This window comes from Burkholderia sp. ABCPW 111 (genome assembly GCF_000773065.1).
Taxonomy (GTDB): Bacteria; Pseudomonadota; Gammaproteobacteria; order Burkholderiales; family Burkholderiaceae; genus Burkholderia; species Burkholderia savannae.
Genome location: NZ_JPWT01000099.1, coordinates 48,031 through 67,336 on the forward strand (window position 1 = coordinate 48,031; position 19,306 = coordinate 67,336).

Annotated in this window: 21 protein-coding genes; 8 read left to right on the forward strand and 13 right to left on the reverse strand. The window is 68.3% G+C overall.

Annotated elements, in window-relative coordinates; all coding sequences use genetic code 11:
* The first annotated feature begins 53 nt into the window (after window positions 1–53).
* Together X946_RS36740 and X946_RS22795 are read left to right on the forward strand one after the other, a co-directional pair.
* Window positions 54–482 (forward strand): hypothetical protein, encoded by a 429-nt coding sequence (locus X946_RS36740; RefSeq protein WP_161788689.1) that lies wholly within the window; start codon window positions 54–56, stop codon window positions 480–482.
* A 163-nt stretch (window positions 483–645) separates the two neighbouring features.
* Window positions 646–1,221: a hypothetical protein gene (locus X946_RS22795; protein WP_152611776.1), complete on the forward strand. Its 576-nt coding sequence runs from the start codon at window positions 646–648 to the stop codon at window positions 1,219–1,221.
* 428 nt (window positions 1,222–1,649) lie between these two features.
* On the opposite strand, the gene X946_RS22805 is transcribed toward X946_RS22795, so the two are convergent.
* The 4 genes from X946_RS22805 to ftrA form a co-directional block, all read right to left on the reverse strand.
* Window positions 1,650–2,228 (reverse strand): NnrU family protein, encoded by a 579-nt coding sequence (locus X946_RS22805; protein WP_038752692.1) that lies wholly within the window; start codon window positions 2,226–2,228, stop codon window positions 1,650–1,652.
* A gap of 511 nt (window positions 2,229–2,739) precedes the next feature.
* Window positions 2,740–3,105, reverse strand: a complete 366-nt coding sequence (locus tag X946_RS22810; protein ID WP_038752693.1) for a TfoX/Sxy family protein — start codon at window positions 3,103–3,105, stop codon at window positions 2,740–2,742.
* A gap of 109 nt (window positions 3,106–3,214) precedes the next feature.
* A complete protein-coding gene (locus X946_RS22815; protein WP_038752457.1) occupies window positions 3,215–4,666 on the reverse strand; it encodes a M20 family metallopeptidase in 1,452 nt (483 codons plus the stop codon).
* A 629-nt stretch (window positions 4,667–5,295) separates the two neighbouring features.
* Window positions 5,296–6,252, reverse strand: coding sequence for a transcriptional regulator FtrA (gene ftrA, locus X946_RS22825; RefSeq protein ID WP_038752461.1), 957 nt, complete (start codon window positions 6,250–6,252; stop codon window positions 5,296–5,298).
* A 111-nt stretch (window positions 6,253–6,363) separates the two neighbouring features.
* Here ftrA and X946_RS22830 point away from each other — a divergent pair, with 111 nt between their 5' ends.
* Both X946_RS22830 and X946_RS22835 read left to right on the forward strand, forming a co-directional pair.
* Window positions 6,364–6,771, forward strand: a complete 408-nt coding sequence (locus tag X946_RS22830) for a rhodanese-like domain-containing protein (RefSeq protein WP_038752464.1) — start codon at window positions 6,364–6,366, stop codon at window positions 6,769–6,771.
* A gap of 166 nt (window positions 6,772–6,937) precedes the next feature.
* Entirely contained in the window at window positions 6,938–7,264 is a 327-nt protein-coding gene (locus X946_RS22835; RefSeq protein ID WP_038752467.1) for a superinfection immunity protein, read from the forward strand.
* Between the two features lie 185 nt (window positions 7,265–7,449).
* Here the strand turns inward: X946_RS22835 and X946_RS22840 are convergent, their stop codons facing one another.
* Both X946_RS22840 and X946_RS22845 read right to left on the reverse strand, forming a co-directional pair.
* Window positions 7,450–7,719: a YodC family protein gene (locus X946_RS22840; protein WP_081989964.1), complete on the reverse strand. Its 270-nt coding sequence runs from the start codon at window positions 7,717–7,719 to the stop codon at window positions 7,450–7,452.
* Between the two features lie 385 nt (window positions 7,720–8,104).
* Window positions 8,105–8,965, reverse strand: coding sequence for a MurR/RpiR family transcriptional regulator (locus tag X946_RS22845; RefSeq protein WP_038752470.1), 861 nt, complete (start codon window positions 8,963–8,965; stop codon window positions 8,105–8,107).
* 183 nt (window positions 8,966–9,148) lie between these two features.
* On the opposite strand from X946_RS22845, the gene X946_RS35520 reads away from it, so the two are divergent.
* The 3 genes from X946_RS35520 to X946_RS22855 all read left to right on the forward strand — a co-directional run bounded on the left by X946_RS35520 (window position 9,149) and on the right by X946_RS22855 (window position 11,926).
* Complete coding sequence (locus X946_RS35520) at window positions 9,149–9,424, forward strand: hypothetical protein (RefSeq protein WP_152611777.1); 276 nt, start codon at window positions 9,149–9,151, stop codon at window positions 9,422–9,424.
* A gap of 460 nt (window positions 9,425–9,884) precedes the next feature.
* On the forward strand, window positions 9,885–10,547 hold the full coding sequence (locus X946_RS22850; RefSeq protein ID WP_038752473.1) for a response regulator: 663 nt from the start codon (window positions 9,885–9,887) through the stop codon (window positions 10,545–10,547).
* Window positions 10,544–11,926: a sensor histidine kinase gene (locus tag X946_RS22855; RefSeq protein WP_038752476.1), complete on the forward strand. Its 1,383-nt coding sequence runs from the start codon at window positions 10,544–10,546 to the stop codon at window positions 11,924–11,926. The genes X946_RS22850 and X946_RS22855 overlap by 4 nt, the downstream gene beginning before the upstream one ends.
* Window positions 11,927–12,461: 535 nt before the next feature.
* Here X946_RS22855 and X946_RS35260 read toward each other — a convergent pair.
* From X946_RS35260 to X946_RS22870, 5 genes are all read right to left on the reverse strand, one after another.
* Window positions 12,462–12,812 carry a hypothetical protein gene (locus tag X946_RS35260; RefSeq protein WP_161788690.1) on the reverse strand — a complete coding sequence of 117 codons (351 nt, stop codon included), beginning with the start codon at window positions 12,810–12,812 and terminating at the stop codon, window positions 12,462–12,464.
* A 483-nt stretch (window positions 12,813–13,295) separates the two neighbouring features.
* Window positions 13,296–13,583 carry a hypothetical protein gene (locus X946_RS34370; RefSeq protein WP_226377314.1) on the reverse strand — a complete coding sequence of 96 codons (288 nt, stop codon included), beginning with the start codon at window positions 13,581–13,583 and terminating at the stop codon, window positions 13,296–13,298.
* Window positions 13,584–13,695: 112 nt separating this feature from the next.
* Window positions 13,696–14,406, reverse strand: a complete 711-nt coding sequence (locus X946_RS22860; protein WP_038752479.1) for a DUF899 family protein — start codon at window positions 14,404–14,406, stop codon at window positions 13,696–13,698.
* 25 nt (window positions 14,407–14,431) lie between these two features.
* Window positions 14,432–15,091: a glutathione S-transferase family protein gene (locus X946_RS22865; protein ID WP_038752481.1), complete on the reverse strand. Its 660-nt coding sequence runs from the start codon at window positions 15,089–15,091 to the stop codon at window positions 14,432–14,434.
* 158 nt (window positions 15,092–15,249) lie between these two features.
* Complete coding sequence (locus X946_RS22870) at window positions 15,250–15,726, reverse strand: VOC family protein (protein ID WP_038752483.1); 477 nt, start codon at window positions 15,724–15,726, stop codon at window positions 15,250–15,252.
* A gap of 99 nt (window positions 15,727–15,825) precedes the next feature.
* Between X946_RS22870 and X946_RS34375 the strand changes: the two genes are divergently transcribed.
* Window positions 15,826–16,089: a hypothetical protein gene (locus X946_RS34375; protein WP_145986913.1), complete on the forward strand. Its 264-nt coding sequence runs from the start codon at window positions 15,826–15,828 to the stop codon at window positions 16,087–16,089.
* A 56-nt stretch (window positions 16,090–16,145) separates the two neighbouring features.
* Here the strand turns inward: X946_RS34375 and X946_RS22875 are convergent, their stop codons facing one another.
* On the reverse strand, window positions 16,146–16,409 hold the full coding sequence (locus X946_RS22875) for a hypothetical protein (protein WP_038752486.1): 264 nt from the start codon (window positions 16,407–16,409) through the stop codon (window positions 16,146–16,148).
* 96 nt (window positions 16,410–16,505) lie between these two features.
* Entirely contained in the window at window positions 16,506–18,779 is a 2,274-nt protein-coding gene (locus tag X946_RS22880; RefSeq protein WP_038752489.1) for an amylo-alpha-1,6-glucosidase, read from the reverse strand.
* Between the last annotated feature and the right edge of the window lie 527 nt (window positions 18,780–19,306).

The following is a 19,306-nucleotide window of genomic DNA, read 5'->3' on the forward strand; positions in this document are numbered from 1 at the left end:
GGCCGCTTGACGCCGGTTTCGGATGCGCTCTGCCAGACGAGCGCACCGCTCGCATGCAACGTGAATTGACAGACGTCGAGACCGTCCGCGCGAATCCGAGGCCGGTTGCGCGTCGCCTTGATCGTCGCGCGGCGCGCGGCGTGAAGCCAGCGATGCTCGCCGACCGACATCGCACCGACGGCCGCCCCCGTATAGTCCCAGTCGAACGGCACGCTCGCGGAATCCTCGAGCGAATATGCGCAATGGCCGCCGGCCGTCCAGACTTCGAATCGATCGCGCGCGGGCACGTCCAAAGTCGAAAATCGCTGGATATCGATATGCGTTTCGCCCACGTCGCCCCCGATATACGTCGTTTTTGCGACGAGATAGGAACGCTCGATTTCGATTTGAATCAATTCGGCCGAGCATTCGCCGATCGTTACCCGTCGCGCCGAGACGTTCAACGCTCGCGCATGGCCGGCGCCCCGTCGCGCCAAAAATAGACGGGAATCCACCATCCGCGCGATACGCGTTCAATATACTCGGCCACGCGGGGAAACCCGTTTCATTCAGCCGTCGCCGCGATATTCAAGCCGTCCCGCGGCTGATATCCGCGCATCGGCAAGCATTCCTCGCGACAACAATTAACGAGAACCTGGGGATATCATGAAAATCAAATCCGCATTAATCGCCATGATTGCGCAAGCGGCGGTATCCGGTGTCTGCGCCGCGAGCGCCGACACCGGCGACCTCGACGTCAACCAGCTCCGCGCGGCCGTGTCCAACACGACGACGCGCGCATCCGGCGGCATCGACCAGTCCAGTCTCACTTCGGAGCAACAGGAACAACTCGTCCAGTGGCTCGCCGGCGCCCCTTCGCAGAAATGGAAACCGGGGCCGATCTGCATGTGGAATTGTCCGCCGCCGTTCGGAAGCCTGTCGGCGGACCCGCAGCGTGTCAACGTGCCGGTCAGCGGCACGGGCAGCACGACCATTCACTGGACGTGGGACGAATCCCACCAATACCCGATCGCGGAATACGCATGCCTGTGGGTCACGACGCCCGGCGATTCCCAGGCCTACGTCGTGGATTGCGAACATCCGGGCAATCGCTACACGGTTTATATCCCGTGGATCGGTCAGGGGTCCTACAACTTCTTCGTCGCGCTTCGGCAGCAGTCGCCCGCGCCGGTTGCCGGCATGCCCGTGCTGGCCGCGACGACGGTGACCGGCACCCGGTGATCGTGCATGAAGGCGCGCCGCGCCGGCGCGTCGCCCGATACGCGACGCGGCGCGCCTTTTCGTGCCGGGCGGAATGCGAGGCGGCGCGTTGCCCGACGCCGCTTGTCGACGAGCGGCACTCGAAGGCGAAGGCAACGCGCTCATGCGCCGCATGCGCGCCGACGAGCGCGCGGCCGTGAACGCGACGCCGCGGGCGACGCCGTCGGACGGCACGTACGCATCGGGCCAGCGCAGCCGGCGAGAAAAGAAACGCGCTTGCCGCCGACGCGCCCGGCGCGCTCCGCCCGACGCCGGTCGCCGGCCTCATCCGAATCGATTCGATTCGATCGCGCGCCCCGCGACTCGGCAGCGCGTCGATCGACGTTCGCCGCGCCCGCCGTGCAAACGCGGGCCGCGCGAGAGGCGGCGAGCCGCGGCGATGCGCGCCGTCATGCGAACGGCCGCACGCCGATCAGCCAGCCATGCAGTGCGAACGCGAACAGCCCCCAAACGACGAGCCCCACGCCGAGCGCGACGCCGTCGCGTACAAGCGATCCCGCCGGATAGCGAACGCCGTCGCGCCGATCGCGCGCACGCGAAGCGATGAAGTCGACGAACGCCCATGCGAAGAACGCGGCGAACAGCAGCTCCGCGTGCAGCGTCCCGTTCGCGAGCAGATGCGCGCCCGCCCACACCATCACGCCCGCGAGCATCGGATGGCCGACGAGCGCCTTGATTCGCGTGCCCGGCACGTAGGCGGCCGCGAGCAGCACGAACGCGATCGCGGTCAGGAGCGCCGTCAAGTGCCTGACGCCGACGGGCGGAAACCACAGCGACGCCGTATCCGCGCGCGCAAGCCCGTAGCCCCAGACGATCAGCACGAACCCGACCACCGACGCGAACGCGTACATCCCCTTCCAGCGCCGCTCGCCGAGGCTCGCGATCTGCGCGGCGCGCCAGTCGCCCGCGACGATTCGAATCGAATGCGTACCCAGGAAGATCACCAAACCGAGAATCAGGACGACCATGTGCATGTCTCCAGGTGGGGAAATCTTGTTGTCGGCCGAATCGGCATACGATGCCGCCGTGCATCGTACACCTCGCATCGCGCCCTTCCGCATCCTCCGGACCATCGTTTCTCGTCTGGGCCGCCGGCGCACCGCGCGGTTCACGACCGCGCGCGCGCGGCGCAACGCCCGCAAGGCCCGCTCGATCTCGCGATCGGCCGACGCGCGCGCATCGGGATACCTCGCCATGCCGCGCACACCTGCCTCGCTGCCTTGCGCCGGCCTCGCCGCGCGCGCTCGCGTTCGTGCCGGCAACACCGGGATGCGACGGTACCGGCCCGCGCTTGCAGGCCGAAGCGCGACGCGACGACTGACGTCCGACGCTTGCTGCGCATGTCCGCGCACGATCGCACTTCGCTTTTTTGTTGTCGCCCTGCCGTCGCCCTGTTGCGTCTCGCCGACATGTCATCGCGCACACCGTACACCATTGCGCATGCCGGCGCGCGCCGCGCGGCGGCGTGCCGCAGCCGCGCTACTTCCGCTTCGCGCGGCGCGCGCCGGCCCCCGCGCGAACGGCCGCGCGATAGGCGCCGCGACACCAGTCGCGCAATGTGCCCACGTCTTCGAGCACGTCGGCGGGCGTCTCGAAATAGCCGCCGACGACGACCGTTCGCGTGCGCCCCGGATACGAGAACGGCCGCATGCCCGCTCGCTCGAACGCCGCGCGATTGTCATCGTCGACGCGCAGGAACAGCGATCCCGCATGGACGAAGCCGAACAGCACGCCGTCGATCCTGAGCGACGCGCCGCTGAAGAAGCGCGCGACGCCGATCGGCCCGAGCGCTTCGAGCTGCTCGGCGAGCTCGTCCGCGCGCAGCTTTTCCGCTTTCCAGTTCATCGCTCGCCGCCGCGGCGCGCCGCGCGCGGTCGAACGCCCGCCGCCACGCGGCCGCATGCTCGCGGCGGCGCGATCGTCATCGAACGATGAAGACGAATCGACACGCGCATCAACGTGCGGCGGCAACCACGTTTGCCACCGCGGCCGTCAGCTTCTTCGCGTACGGCACGTGCAGGAACTCGTTCGGCCCGTGCGCGTTCGATTTCGGGCCGAGCACGCCGCACACCATGAATTGCGCGGCCGGGAAGCCCTCCTGCAGCACGTTCATCAGCGGGATCGTGCCGCCCAGGCCCATGTACGCGCAGTCGGCGCCGAAGTGCCGGCGCGACGCGTCGCCGAGCGCCGCGCCGAGCCACGGCGCGACGTCGGGCGCGTTCCAGCCGGTCGCCGCGCCCGCGTCGGGCTTGAACGTGACCTTCGCGTTGTACGGCGGATCAAGCTCGAGCAGCGCCTTCAGCTGCTGCACCGCCTGCGCGGCGTCGACGAGCGGCGGCAGCCGCAGCGACAGCTTGAACGCGGTGCGCGGCCGCAGCACGTTGCCCGCGTTCTCGAGCGCGGGCAGCCCTTGCGCGCCCGTGACGGACAGCGACGGCCGCCACGTCGAATTGAGTAGCGCCTCGCTCGGATCGTCGGTCGTCGGCAGCACCGGCTTGCCGTCCTGCCCGCATGCCCACGGCAGCCCCTTCCACACGGCGTCGCCGAGAATCGACGCGGCCGCCTCGGTCTCGCGCAGGCGGCTCGCGGGCACCTCGCAATGGAACGACGACGGCAGCAGATTGCCGGTAGCCGCATCCTCGAGCCGCTCGAACAGCTGGCGCATCACGCGGAAGCTCGACGGCGCGATCCCGCCGTACACGCCCGAATGCACGCCCTCCTCGAGCACCTCGACCTGCAGGTCGCCCGACACGAGCCCGCGCAGCGACGTGGTGAGCCACAGCTGATCGTAGTTGCCCGCGCCCGAATCGAGGCACACGACGAGGCTCACGTCGCCGAGCCGCGCGCGCAGCGCGTCGACGTACGGCAGCAGGTCGTAGCTGCCCGACTCCTCGCAGGTCTCGATGAGGCCGACGCAGCGCGGCCGCTCGATGCCTTGCGCGTCGAGCGCGCCGAGCGCCGCGAGGCTCGCGTAGATCGCGTAGCCGTCGTCCGCGCCGCCGCGGCCGTACAGCTTGCCGCCCTCGAGCTTCGGCGTCCACGGGCCGAGATCGGCGCGCCAGCCGTCGAATTCGGGCTGCTTGTCGAGGTGACCGTAGAGCAGGATCGTGTCGGCGCTGCCCGCGCGCGTCGCGGGCGTCTCGAAGAAGATCACCGGCGTGCGGCCGGCGAGCCGCACGATCTCGACCTTCAGCCCCTTGACCGGCTGCCGCTCGGCCCATTGCGCGGCGTCGACGACGACGCGCTCGATGTAGCCGTGCTTCGCCCAGTCGGGATCGAATGCGGGGCTTTTCGCGGGCACCGCGATGTAGTCGGTCAACGCGTGCAGGATCTCGTCGCTCCATTTGCGTTCGATGAAATCGGCGAGGCGGTCGTGGTCGATGGCGGAAGCGGTGGCGGTGGTCATGGCGCGGAGCAGACGAACTGTCTGACGGAAGTGGAGTGGCGATGATAGCGCCGGTGCGGGCAGTTATGCACGCGCCGAAAAAAGCGACGCGCGTTGTGCGATGCAACTCGGTTGCGCGTTCGTCGCGCCGAATCGGAAACCGGCGGCCCGCAGAAGCCGCCATCGACGGCGAGGTCGCGGCGAGCCGCCGCCGAACGCGTGTTGCGGCCGCACATCGGGAATATGTGCGTTTGCGGCCCGCTCGCATGCGACGTATGCGCGTGCCACGTCCGCATTTTGTGTAGCTCGAGATGCGCGCCTGCGATTCTCGTGTAGGCGATGAGCTTGTTTGCGGACTGCGCGCTCAAGATGCGTGCGCGTGCGAGCGCCGCGAGATGCGCACTCGGTTGCGGCAAGGACGTTCGCAGCGTGCGCGTCGTACGACGCGCGCTGTCGCGATACGCATGTTCGCGACGTGCGCGCCCAAGAGACGCGCGTCTACGGCGCACGCACGGCGTCCGCTGCCCCGCGATGTCGCGGGCCGAACGCCGCTCGCTCCGCTCCGGCACCGAATCGAGCCGCCCCGCCGCCTTCGTCTGCGCATCGCCCCGACACCGCACGCGCACGCGCCGCCGCCCGGGCGGCGCGCGTCAACGCGCATCGAAGCCGCGGCGATACGCGGCTGGGCTCGTTGCCGCGATGCGCCTGAAGTGCCGGCGCAACGACTCCTCCGAACCGAACCCCGCGAGCGCGGCGACGCGCGCGACCGACAGCGCGGGGTCTTGCTCGATCATCTCCTTCGCGAGCCCGACCCGCTCGCGGATCAGCCATTCGTACGGGCCGAGCCCCGTCGCGTCGCGAAACTGCCGCTGCAGCGTGCGCGGGCTCATCGCCGCGCGCGCGGCGAGCGTCGCGAGCGTGTGCGGCTGCGCGGCATGCGCGCGCATCCAGTCGATCAGCTTCGCGAGCCGATCGCCGCCGACGCCCGGCAGCGGCCGCGGCACGAACTGCGCCTGGCCGCCGTCGCGATGCGGCGGCAGCACGAGCCGCTGCGCGACGCGATTGGCGATCGCGCTGCCGTGATCGCGGCGCACGATGTGCATCAACATGTCGAGGCCCGCCGCCGAGCCCGCCGACGTGACGATCCGCCCTTCGTCGACGTAGAGCGCGTCGGGATTCACGCGCAGCGACGGATAGCGCGCCTGCAGACGCTGCGCGTAACGCCAGTGCGTCGTGACGGTCGCGCCGTCGAGCACGCCCGCCGCGGCAAGCACGAACACGCCCGAGCAGATCGAGCAAAGCCGCGCGCCGCGCCGGTGGGCCGCGCGGATCTTCTTCAACAGCGGCTCGGGCGGCGTTTCGTCCGGATCGCGCCAGCCGGGAATCACGATCGTGTCCGCGCGATCCATCAGCGCGAGCCGATACGGTGCTTCGACCTTGATGCCGCCCGCCGCGCGCACGGGCCCCGGCTCGCTCGCGCAGACCGCGAAGCGATACCAGTCGACGCCGAGTTCCGGCCGCGGCAGCGCGAACAGCTCGACGACGCAGCCGAATTCGAAAGTGCAGAGCCGATCGTACGCGAGCGCGACGACGAGATGATTGTGCATGGCGCGATGTTACCGGAAGTTGTCGATCGCGCCACTGTCGCGCGACGCGCGCGATCCGGATACTGAGCGCTCGTTCGCCACTGCAACCATTCGACACGAGGAGAACCGGCCATGTCCCGCGTCACCGAAACGCCCGCCGCCGACAGCGCGGCCGCCGCCGCGCACTTCGCGGCATCGCTCGGCTTCGAGACCGATTGCTGGGACGTGCACGACGCGCTGGCGTCCGGCGCGCCCGATTTCGTGCTGCTCGACGTGCGCGGCCCCGGCCTCTACGCGGCCGGACACGTGCCCGGCGCGCTCAACCTGCCGCATCGAAAGATCGTTGAAAGCAAGCTCGCGGAATTTGCGCGCGGCACGTGCTTCGTCGTCTATTGCGCGGGGCCGCACTGCAACGGCGCGGCGCGCGCGGCGCTGCGGCTCGCTCGCCTCGGCCGGCCGGTGAAGCTGATGCTGGGCGGCGTGACGGGCTGGCTCGACGAAGGGTTCGCGCTCGCGCGCGCCGGCGGCGCGCAAGCGTAACGTTGCGTAAGGCGCCGTCAACCGGTGTAAGCCAGCATAAGGCAGCGATCGATCCGTTACGAATCCGCAACAATTAGTTGTCTGCACAACAACCGAAAAAGCGCGACAATCAACTCCATCGCAGGTGCGACGTCAAGTCGCACCGCAGCACGGATGGAGAAGCCTCATGCAGATGGGAATCCTGATCCAGATTGGCGGCTCGGTCGTCGCGATCGCGCTCTATTTTCTTCCGGCGATCGTCGCCGATCGCCGCAGCCGCGGCGACAAGCTCACGATCGCGCTGTTCAACGCGCTGCTCGGCTGGACGGGAATCGGCTGGCTGCTGACGCTCTACTGGGCGCTGCAGCCGAACGCGGCCAACAATTTCGCCGGCGAGGTGCTGCTCGAGCGCCGCGCGATCAGCATGAAGACGTTCTCGACGGGCCTCGTCGAACGCGTGCAGCGGCGGATCGCCGCGCAGGAGCGCTGGGCCGAAAAGCAAGGCACTCGCTGATTGCGCCCCGCCGCGTTTGTCGCGTCCTCGCGCGCGATAGCGGTCGGCCTGAGCGGCAACGCAGCGGCACCCACCCGCACATGCGACTACGCCGCGCGCCCGTTCGGGCCGCGGCGCAGCGTTCGGCGCTCACGCGTGCGCCGTTTTCCTGACGAATGCTTGACGCTCGGACGCGCGATCCCGCGTCACGCCTGCATGCCGCCGCGCACCGACTGCGAGCGCATCCGCGCGAGCCCCGCCGAAATCGTCCGCGGCTCGAGCACGACGGTCTCGTTCGGAAACATCTCCTGGCGGAATTCGCCGTGCTCGTCGAACCATTGGCAGATCACCCATTCGCCCGTGTCGAACACGACCGGGCCGGCGTACGTCACCGTCATGCGTGGACCGCCCGTCTTGAGCGTCACGACGTCGCCGACCCGAAAGGAAGTGGTATGCGTATCACGGTAAGTCATCATGGTGGCCCTTTTTCGGAAATAATTTATTTATTCATTTTTCCGGATCTTCGATCCAGCTATTCGTTCATCTCCCGCAGATTAGCAATCGACTGAATAGCCGGCAAGTCGCCATTAAAACTTTTTTTTCGAATCGGGTTAATAAGTGGCGGCATCGTTACGCGACCTTGGCCGCTCGACAGCGCGCCAGAGCGGCCTTGGCGGCGTGTTGCGCCGCAATTTCATTTGCAATGCAACAATCGCCGCCAATCTAATTCAGCGCATCGATACGTGGAAACGTTTCCAATTGCGGAGCAGATTTATCATCGAATGCGCCGGGAGTAAACGGCATGCTCCGGATATGGCGGCTTGAAAGACTTTTGCAATCCGCGCGAATGCGGCGCCGCACTCAGACGACGTATGCGCCCTTTGCGTGCAGCTCCGCCTCGGCCTGCTCGAGCGCCGCGATCGCGTCGCCGCCTTCGAGCGCGAGCAATTGCGCGACGAGCGCTTCCACCAGCGCATGCGCGGCGACGAGCGACGGGAAGAACGACGGGCTGTCGTGCGTGAAGATCAGTTGCGCGTCGGCGTGCAGCGCGATCGGCGACACCGCGCTGTCGGTGATCGCGACGATCTTGCCGCCCTGCGCGCGCGCCGCCTGAGCGACGCGCGTCGCCTCGGCCGAATACGGCGCGAAGCTGACGACGACGGTCACGCTGTTCTTCGCGATCGTCCGCAGTTCCATGTCGAGCGAGCCCGCCACGCCTGTCAGCAGCGACACCGTCGGCCGGAACAGCCGATAGCCGTAGACAAGGCCGAACGCGACCGGATAGCACGACCGGAAGCCCGCGACATGCACGTGCGCGGCCTTGCGCATCAGCTTCGCCGCCTCGGCGAGCGCCTGCGCGTTCTGCGCGGCGCTCGCCTCGAGGTTGTGCCGCTGCGCGGCGAGCAGATCGGCCGCGAGCGAGGCCTTCGCGTTCGGCTTCACGAGCGAACGCGCGCGCTGCGTGAGCGGCTGCGGCCGCGTGCGCACGCGCGCGACGAACAGATCGCGCAGCTCGTTCCAGCCCGGAAAGCCGAATTGCTGCGCGAGCCGCACGAGCGACGCCGGCTGCACGTTCGCGCGCTGCGCGACCTTGCGCATCGACGACACGGCCACCTCGTCGGGATGATCGAGCAGGAACGCCGCGCCCACCTGGAATTGCGGGCTCAGCTCGGAAAATTGCGCCCGGATCAGGGACGCGAGTTCATCGAAATCGGCGGGCATCGTGGTCGGGGGAAAAGTCGATCGGCCATGGTATCACCCGCATTGCGCGGTCGATGCCTGCGAATGCCGGGCGGCGCGAGATGGGGCCGGGGCCAAGTTCGCCGCGACCTGCCCGGCAGCGCGCCGTGATTCGGATTCGCGCGCGCATTGTCGGGCCGGCCCGCCATGCTTGCAGAAGATGCGATGGATGACGCGCTTTCCGATCTTTCCGATCTTTCCGATCTTTCCGATCTTTCCGATCTTTCCGATCTTTCCGATCCTTCCGATCCTTCCGATCCTTCCGATCCTTCCGATCCTTCCGATCGTCAGATTTTTCGATCTTCGGGCCTTTGGGCCTTTGGGCTTTGGGGCTTTGGGGCTTTGGGGCTTTGGGGCTTTGAGGCTTTGGGGCTTTGGGGCTTTGGGGCCTTCGGACCTTTGGGCCTTCGAGTCATCCGATCTTCTGATCTCCTTCAATAATTCCAATCTCAACGATCCTCGCCGCCCGCTTCGATCCGGCGAAGTTTCACCCGTCGATTCACTTGATCCCGCGATCGTTGCCCCACCTCGATTCACCGCTTCTTCGCCGTTTCGATGTCTCGCCGATCGTCCCATTCGAGGACTTCATTCGAGGACTTCATCAACGTCGTCATCACATTCCCTTGCGACTCCCTCGTTTCAGCGCGCCTTCAAGCCCCGATCCCCAAATCTTCGATCGACGCGCGCCGATCCATCGCTGCGCCGGCGATTCGCGCCGTCGCGCGCCAAATCGCCCATCTACGACCATCTAGGCTCACCCGCGCCCGCCGTCGCCCGCCCCATCGCGTCGCGCTCCGCATTTCCCGACGCTTTAAGCCGCCGCTAAGCATCGAGCGCTTATCATTCCCGCAAGCGGCATGCACGCGCACGCGCGCGCCGCGCTCTGACGGAATCTCGAAACATGCGCGTATTGCTCGTCGAAGACGATCCGCTCATCGGCAGCGGGCTCGAACAAGGACTGAAACAGGAAGGCTTCGCGGTCGACTGGGTGCAGAACGGCGACGCGGCGTCGCTCGCGCTGCGCACGACGCCGTACGGGCTGCTGCTGCTCGACCTCGGCCTGCCGGACAAGGACGGCCTCGCGGTGCTCGCCGCGCTGCGGCGCCGCGACGACGCGCTGCCCGTGATCGTGATCACCGCGCGCGACGCGCTGCCCGACCGGATCGCCGGGCTCGACTGCGGCGCCGACGACTATCTCGTCAAGCCGTTCGCGCTCGAAGAGTTGCTCGCGCGCATCCGCGCGGTGAACCGCCGCCAGACGGGGCGCGCGCAGACGGTGCTCGCGGCGGGCGCGCTGCGGCTCGATCCGGCGCGCCATCAGGTGTGGCGCGGCGACGAGGAAGTCGCGCTGTCGCCGAAGGAATTCGTGCTGCTGCACGAGCTGATGCGCGAGCCGGGCGCGGTGATCTCGCGCGAGCAGTTCGAGGAGCGGCTGTACAGCTGGGGCGAGGAAATCGAGAGCAACGCGGTGCAGGTCCACATCCACAACCTGCGCAAGAAGCTCGGCCACGACACGATCCTCACGGTGCGCGGCGTCGGCTACCGGATCGGAGACGGCGCATGACGGGCGCGCCGCGCGGCTTCGCGCGCCGGCTCACCGCATCGCTGCGCGGCCGGCTGCTGATGTGGCTGCTGCCCGCCGCGTGCGTCGTCGGCGTGCTCGCGAGCACGGGCACCTACTGGGGCGCGCTGCGCGAGCTCGACGATCTGCTCGACGATCAGATGCGCAGCATGTCGAAGCAGATTCAGGTCGACGACAGCGGCAAGCTGTCGATCGAGGGGCGCGACAAGCTCGGCAAGCGCCACCCGGCCGATTACGATTCCGACGACGTGCTGCTGCAAGTATGGCGCGGCGGCCAGCTCCAATTCACGACCGATCCGGCAACGCAGCTGCCGCCGCCCGCTGCGGCCGGCTTCGTGGCGCTCGACGCGGGCGGCCAGCGCTGGCACACGTACGTGCGCGAGAGCGCGGGCACCACGATCCGCGTCGCGCAGCCGCGCCAGGCGCGCTGGGAGGCGATCGCGGGCATCGCCGTGCATCTGCTCTGGCCGGTGCTGTCGCTGCTGCCGCTGCTCGCGGTCGGGCTGTGGCTCGGCATCGGTTACGGGCTGCGGCCGCTCGGCGCGATTGCCGCGGGCCTGAAGCGCCGTCATGCGAATCACCTCGACCAGCTCGACATCACGACCGTGCCGACCGAAGCGCAGCCGCTCGCGTCCGAGATCAACGATCTGCTCGCCCGGCTCGACCGCTCGTTCACGCTGCAGCGGAACTTCATCGCGGACGCCGCGCATGAATTGCGCACGCCGATCATGGGCCTGTCGATCCAGACGCAGCTGCTGCAACGCACGGCGAGCGCCGACGAGCGCGCGCGCATCCTCGCGCAGATCCAGGCCGCCACGACGCGCCTGTCGCATCTCGCCGAGCAGTTGCTCACGCTCGCGCGCCTCGAGCCCGATGCGCAATCGGCGACGTTCGCCGACGTCGATCTCGCCGCGCTGTGCCGCTCGGTCGTCGCCGAGCGCTCGCGCGTCGCGAGCGCGCAGCATGTCGATCTCGGCGCGGTCGGCACGGCGCCCGTGCGCGTGCAAGGCAACGCCGACACGCTGCGCGTGCTGCTCAACAATCTCGTCGACAACGCGATCCGCTATGCGGGCGCGGGCGCGCGCGTCGACGTCGAAGCGCGCGCCGACGCCGGCGGCGCGCCCGCGCTCGAAGTGCGCGACAACGGCCCCGGCATTCCGGTGGCCGATCGTCCGCGCGTGTGGGAGCGCTTCTATCGCGGCGGCGGCGCGCAGCTCGTGTCGGCGTCGGGCAGCGGGCTCGGGCTGTCGATCGTCAAGCGCATCGCCGAGCAGCATCGCGCGGAGGTGTCGCTCGCGAGCGGCGCCGACGGGCGCGGGTTGACGGTGACGGTACGCTTCGGCGCGAAGCCGCGGGCGTGAGCGGCGCGGCACGCGGGCGCGGCGGCCGGCTCGGTTGCGCGTCGACGCCCGGCGGAGGTGGCGTGTTCTTTGCGGTCGGCACGTGCGCTGCTTGGTGGGGCGGCGGATCGGTTTGTCGGTTTGTCGGCAGATCGGCAAACCAGTGAGTGGGTAAACCACTGAATCGGCGAATCACCCAATTCATCACGCGAACCGCACGATCATCGCGCGCCGAACGCCACGTCCTTGTCCACATTTTTTGTTGGCAAGCTTGTGGACATCCTGAGCATCCGGCGATCAAGTCATTGATGCGGCAGCGTTTTCCCAAAGGTGTCACGAATGCGGCACGCTGCGCCTACGCGCGCACGTACGCGGCATGCGGCGTTGCCTGTGCGCGGAGCTGCTCACGTCGGCTTCGCGACATATGAACATCCGTTCACCGAAATCGCCCATAAGAAATGCGCCGTCGTTTTCCACAATTTTTGTTGGCAAGCTTGTGGAGATCCTGGGTGCGCCGCGATCAACTCGTTGATCCATTGGACTTTTGTCGAGCAGCTCAGGCAAGCGGCGGCACGTACGGAATCGCGCTGTCGCCAACGGCCTTTGACGTCTTCGCGCGTGCAACTCGCGCACTGCCTCGCGCCGTCCGGCCATTCGACATGCTCGATGGCCGAGCCGCTTTTCCACAATTTTTGTGGTCAAGCGTGTGGATATCCTGAGCATCCGCCGCCCAAGCAATTGATCCCGCGACATTTTCACGAACAGGGCGACAAAGAAGCAGCGCACGCAAGTTCATCGCATGCGAGCCGCCGGTCGAACCCCCGTTCGCCCATGCCGGCTTGAGCAGCCGGGCCGCCGCATCTCCGGCAGCGCTTCCGCGCGCCTTTTCCACAATTTTTGTGGTCAAGCTTGTGGACATCCTGAGCATCCGATTCTCAAGCCATTGATCCAGCGACACTTTTCTCCGCATGTCAATGAAGCGGCACATGGCGTCGGCATACCCCTTTTCGCGCAGATCGGCGCGGCGTCGCGGCCGGGGTTCGACAATCGCGCCATCGCGTCGGCGAACGCGATCGCATCGCGGCCTTTTCCACATTTTTTGTTGGCAAGCTTGTGAATAGGCTGGGCATCCGACAGTCAACTCATTGATCCGCCGACGTTTTCTCGTACGCACCAAACAAGCGGCACGAGCGCGCCATGTTCGCGCCCGTGCGGACCATCAACATCCGGCATTTCAACGCGCGATATCGAGCGATGCGCTCGGCATTCGGCGAATCTTCGATGCGCGATCTGAAGTCGGGCCTTGTCCACAATTTTTGTTGGCAAGCTTGTGGACATCCTGAGCATCGGGCGCACAACACATTGATCCGACGACACTTTCGCCGAGCAGTCAGAACTGCGGCACGGCGACGGAAATCGGTTCGCCGCATGCGCATGCATGCGCGTCGCGCCGCGCCGACTCGTCACGGCGCAAGCGCCCGCGCGACAAAACAATCCACAATGCATTCTCGACATTAGGGTTTTCCACAGATTTTGTGCGCAAGCTTGTGGATATCTCGGCGAACTCAGCGCCAAACAATTGATATATCGACATTTTTCCGGAATCGTCGTACCGTCGGCACAAACCGTCGCGAAGCGTCGGCGACGCAGCCCGGGAAATGGCAACGAAAGCGCTCACGCGCGCCGGCTCGCGCGAACTTGCGAGCGACCGCTCGCGCACGCGGCGGCCGTCGCGCGCCTTCGCGTCGGCCGCCGCCCTGACCTCGCGCCCGCGATGACGCGCGCGTCGCTCACACCGGATAATCGAGCTTCGGATACCAGTCGACGCCGCGCCCTTCCGGCGTCATGTCGAGGATCGTCCATAGCGGCATCGGATCGGGCGCGCCGCGCGGGTCCTGCCCCGGGTCCACGCTCCAGCCGCCCAGCTCGCCGCTCCAGAAATGGCGGATCGCGCCGTCGCGACGCGTGAACACGTTGATCGCCGGATCTTCGCCGCCGTCTGCGCCGATCGCGTGATAGTCCTGGCTGTACCGGCCGTCGAGATCGCAATACAGCTTGAGATCGCGCCAGCCGCGCTCGCGCTTGAACGCGACGAGCCGCTCGATCGGCGAGCGCGCGACGACCGCGAGCGCGACGCGCTGCTCGACATCGCGCGCCTCGCCGTTCCATGCGCCGAGGAGCGACGTGCACATCGGGCACGGCCGCTGTCGCTGCGGCCCGAACATGTAGCTGTAGACGACGAGCGTCGCCTTGTCGCCGAACAGGCCGGCGAAGCCGCACGGCCCGCGCTCACCTTCGAAGCGATAATCGCCCGTCACCTCGCCGCCCGGCGGCAGCGTGCGCCGCAGCGCGGCGACGCGCTCGACGTGCCGGCGCAACTCGATCTCCTCGACGAGCAGCGCGTCGCGCGCGCGACGGTATGCGTCGCTCTCGTTCGGCCAGCGCGTCGTGTTGCGCTTCACGAGCTCGGCGGCGGGCGTCAGCGTGGAACTCACTGTCATGTCAGTCTCCTGTCGATCGAACGATTCAATCCCGGTCGGGCGCGCCGAGCGGGAACAGGTGCCGATACGGACGCGCCTCGTCGAGCGCGCGCGCGAACGACGGCCGCGCGAGCAGCCGCTTGCGATACGCGATCACGCGCTGCAGCGACGCATCGATCGGATGCGTCCAGTCCGCGTAGAACAGCGACGGCGCGGCCGAACAGTCGGCAAGACTGAACGCGCCGCCCGCCGCCCAGTCGCGGCCCTCGAGCGCGCGTTCGAGCCACGCATACGACGTGCCGAGCATCCGGCGCGCATCGGCGACGCCGCGCGGATCGCGCTCGGCCTGCGGCCGCAGCGCGTCGAACACGATCTTCTGCAGCGGCGTCGACACGTAGCAGTCGAAGAAGCGGTCCATCATGCGCACGTCGAGCGCCGCGCCGGCGTCGGCGGGCAGCAGCCGCGCGTTCGCCGGGCGCCGCAGGCCCAGGTACTCGACGATGATCGTCGACTCGACGACCGTGCGCTCGCCGTCGACGATCATCGGCATGTGCTTGAGCGGCCACCGCGCGGCGAATTCGGCGTTCGCGTCCGGCGTGTCGCCCGCGAGCAGCCGCCACTCGAACGGCAAGTCGTACTCGTACAGCGCGACCAGCACCTTCTGGCAATACAACGAGAACGGATGCCCATAGAACTTCAAGCTCATTGCGTTCCTCCTCGGTCGAGTGGGCGCGCGACGCGCGCACGCCGCCCGTCGAAAAAAACGCGCGGCAGGGCGCACGCCGCCCGCGCCGCGTCATGCGTTCGCCCGGCCGGCGCACGCGCGTCGCGCGCCTCACGAACCTCACGCGCCGGCCACCGCGCTCACCGCGCGGGCGGCACGCATTGCTCCATCCCCTCGCGGATCTGCTCGGGAGTCAAGTCGCGCTTGTGCGTCGCGACCGACCAGCGATGGCCGAACGGGTCCTCGATCTGGCCGTAGCGGTCGCCCCAGAACATGTCGGCCGCGGGCATCGTCAGCTTCGCGCCCGCCTCCACCGCGCGCGCGATCACCGCGTCGACGTCCGGCACGTACAGATGAATGAACACGGGCGAGCCTTTCAGCGCTTTCGGCCCGAGCGCGCCGCAGCTCCCCATCTCGTCGACGAGCATCAGCGTCGAATCGCCGATCCTGACGGCTGCATGCATCAGCCGGCCGGCCTCGCGCGACGGCAGCCGCGTGATTTCGACGGCGTCGAACGCCTTCTTGTAGAACTCGATCGCGGCGGCGGCGCCGTCGCAGATCAGATGAGGGGTGAGCGAATGCATCCCCTCGGGGATCGGTTTGACTGCATCAGGCATGATCGCGGCTCCTTGGCTTCGAATGGTTTCATCGATCGAGCGCGCCGCTTGCGCGGAGGCGCTCTATCGCCACGACGAACGAAGCGGGCGGAATTCGACATGCGCCGCAAAAATTTTTCCCGTAAGGTGAACGGCCGGCCGCAGCCGGCGCGCGCCGGCGTCGACGCGGCATCGCACACGATGCCGGAAAGCGCGTCGATCAATCGCATCCGGCCGGTCGGCCGGGCCGCGCATGCTGCGCACGCAGCGGATAACGCGGAAGCAAACGGGCAGCCGCTTCGCGCGGCCCGCCGCCGCGGGTTATCAACAATTTCTGTCGACAAATATGTGGATATCCTGCGCACGCGCGCGCCAAGCCCTTGAAAGCACGGCGCTTTCCGCGCCGCGGCAATAAGCGGGCACCGGCCGCGCGCGTCGCGTCAGCGCTTCTCGAGGTTCGCCTTCAGCTCGCTCGCCTTGTCGCGCAGCGCCTCGTAGCCGGAGCGCGCATGCTCCGGCAGGTCGGGATCGCCGACGAGCGCGCCGAGCGTCTCGATCAGGCTGAACAGGATGCCTTTCGCCGCGCCGGCCGCGATGCTCTGCGACTGGATCGACTCGTGCAGGTGATCGACGGCCGCCTCGAACTGCTCGAGCTTCGGCTGATCGTCTTGCCGGCGCGCTTCGTCCGGCTTCTCGTTCGTCATGATGATGCCTCCCGTCTATCGGCTCGTTGCGAATCGTGGATCGATGCCGTCATTGTATGGCGAGCGCCGCGCGCCCGACGCGAGCGAGCGCAATCTTCACAGCACCGTGACGACGCGCACGCCGCTCGGCTCCGCCGCCGCGACCACCTGCCCTTCGACGCGCCGGAACGTGAGCGACACGCCGTCGTCGCCGACGCGCAAATCGTCGACGCGCAGCCAGTCGACGCCTTCCGGCAGATCCGGCCGCTCGATGCGCACTTCGCGCCGCGCCGCGTCGACCGAGATGCCGAGGCACGCCTGCAGCATCATGAACGGCGCGCCCGCCGCCCACGCCTGCGGCAGGCACGCGACCGGATACGCGGTCGGCGGCTCGCCGGGCCGGCGCGGAAAACCGCAGAAAAGCTCGGGCAGCCGCATGTCGAAGCTCACTGCGGCCTCGAACAGCGCGCGCAGCAGATCGAGCACCGAGCGCTTGTCGCCGTAGCGCGCGAGGCCGCGCGCGACGAACGCGTTGTCGTGCGGCCAGATCGAGCCGTTGTGGTACGCCATCGGGTTGAAGCGCGGCTGCCCCGCCGCGAGCGTGCGCACGCCCCAGCCGGTTCTGAAGAGCGTCGAGCCGAGCACGCGCGCGACCGATTCGCCGCGGCTCTGCTCGGGCAGGCCGAACGCGAGCAGATGCGCGGCGTTCGACGCGAGCACGCGGCACAGCTCGCCGTGGCCGTCGACCGCGATCCCGTAGAAGCCCGCCTCCGGCATCCAGAACAGCGTCTCGACCTGCTCGCGCAGCGCCTTCGCGCGTTGCGCGTAGCGCACGGTGTCGGCCGCATGGCCGCGCCGGCGCGAGAACGCCGACATCGCGTCGAACGCCGCGCACGCGTACGCCTGCACTTCGACGAGCGCGATCGGCCCGGCCGGAAAACGGCCGTCCGCATGGAACACCGAATCCTGGCTGTCCTTCCAGCCCTGGTTCGCGAGGCCGCGCGCGGACGTGCGCTGATAGTCAAGCAAGCCGCGCGGGTTGCGGTCGCAGACGCTCATCACCCATTGCGCGGCGCGCTCGAGCGCCGGCCACAGCTCGTCGATCAGCGATTCGTCGTCGGTGTGCTCGAGATACGCGCCCGCGAGCACGACGAACAGCGGCGTGGTGTCGACGCCGCCGTAGTAGAGCGCGAACGGCACTTCGCCCGTGGCCGCCATCTCGCTCTTGCGGAACTCGTGCATGATCTTGCCCGGCTCCGCGTCGCGGAACGCCGCCGTCTCGCGCGCCTGATGCTCGGCGAGAAACCGCAGCACGCCGCGCGCGAGCGACGGCTGCAGCCACAGCATCTGCAGCGACGTGATCACCGCGTCGCGGCCGAACGGCGTCGAGAACCACGGGATGCCCGCATACGGATACGGGCCGGATTCGAGCGATGTCGTCAGCAAGCCGAGGTCAGCGAGCGAGCGGTCGAGCCACGCGTTGAAGAGCGGATTGCTCGTGTGCACGCGCGCCATCGTGCGGCGCCGCTCGCGCATCGCGCGGTGCACGGCGGCAAGCGCCTTGCGCAGCGCGCCGCGCCCCGCCGCGATGCACGGCTGCTGCGCGAACGCGTCGCCGCTCGCGTGCGCGGCGCCGACGCGCGCCTCGACCGTCAGATACAGCGACACGCACGCCTGCGCGGCGATCGTCAGCGTGTAGTCGGCGCGATCGACCGAGAGCGTGTCGGGCGTCGGATCGAAGCCGATCCGCACGCTGCGCTCGACCGCGTCGAGCCCGTCGTAGCGCAGCCTGACCGCGCCCGCCTCGACGCACGGCGGCGCGATCGCGCCGCGCCGATCGCGCCGCGTTCCGCGCACTTCGAACATGTCCTTGAAGTCCGCGCCGAACGACACCGACAGCGGCACCTCGGCGTCGCTCGTGCCGTAGTTCGTCAGCGTGAGCGCCTCGTACAGCACGTTGTCGGCGAGCACGCGCATCCGCTCGATGTGGATCACGCCCTCGGGCGTCTCGCGGCCGCCGAGCGGCGGCAGCGGACGGTTCGTCAGGTGCGCGGTGAACGACGCGTTGTCCGCGCTCGTCGCGCCCGACAGCAGCGACGGCGCGCGGCCGCCGAACGTGAGCCGCCATTGCGACAGCATGCGCATGTCGTCGACGAACAGGCCGTCGTCGCTGCCGCCGATGTCGCCGAGCGCGTCGCTCACGACGAACGCGTCGCCCGCCTTCAGCACGAACTGGCTGCCGCGCACGGCCTTCTGCGTGTCCGGCTCGGGCGCGATGAACGCGGGGGCGGACGGCGCCGGCCGCGCGGGTGCCGGTGCGGCGGGCGCGGACGAGGATGCGGACGCGGCCTGCGGCGCGCGCGGGGAAGAGGAATCGGCTTGCCTCGGCATCGGAACTCCTGGGGGGGGACGCGGCACGCCGGGTGCGCCGCGTTTTCCGCACAGGATAGGACAGAACGCGCCGGACGCGCAGCGTTGTCAGGGTCGGTTCACCCGCATGACGACTCACATGCGCCATCGAAGGGCCAGGCTCGAGGTTCGCGACGAAGCGGCGGCTCGACGCATTCGCGGCGCGCGCGCCCCGGCGACCGGGGCTTGCGTCGGCCGATCCCGCGAAAATTCGATTCACACGGCATGACAAGCGCGCGCAGCCCGAGCGAATGCTGCGCAATCAGACTGTCGAAAAGCGCCTCGTTTTGACGACCGGAGCGCTGCCGAAAAGAGCCTCGCATGCAACTGGCTGCCGGGTTGCGGTTGAATTGCCCCAGTCGCCCCTCAGGCGAGCGGGGCAGCCGGCGTGTTGCCGCGCACGGTCGCGCCTGAGCGACTCATTGCCGCGCTCCCGGCAAAGCACGTTCCCTGATTTTGAAATTCATCCGCGGTGCTGGCCGCCGGATTTCGCACGAATCGGACGACTA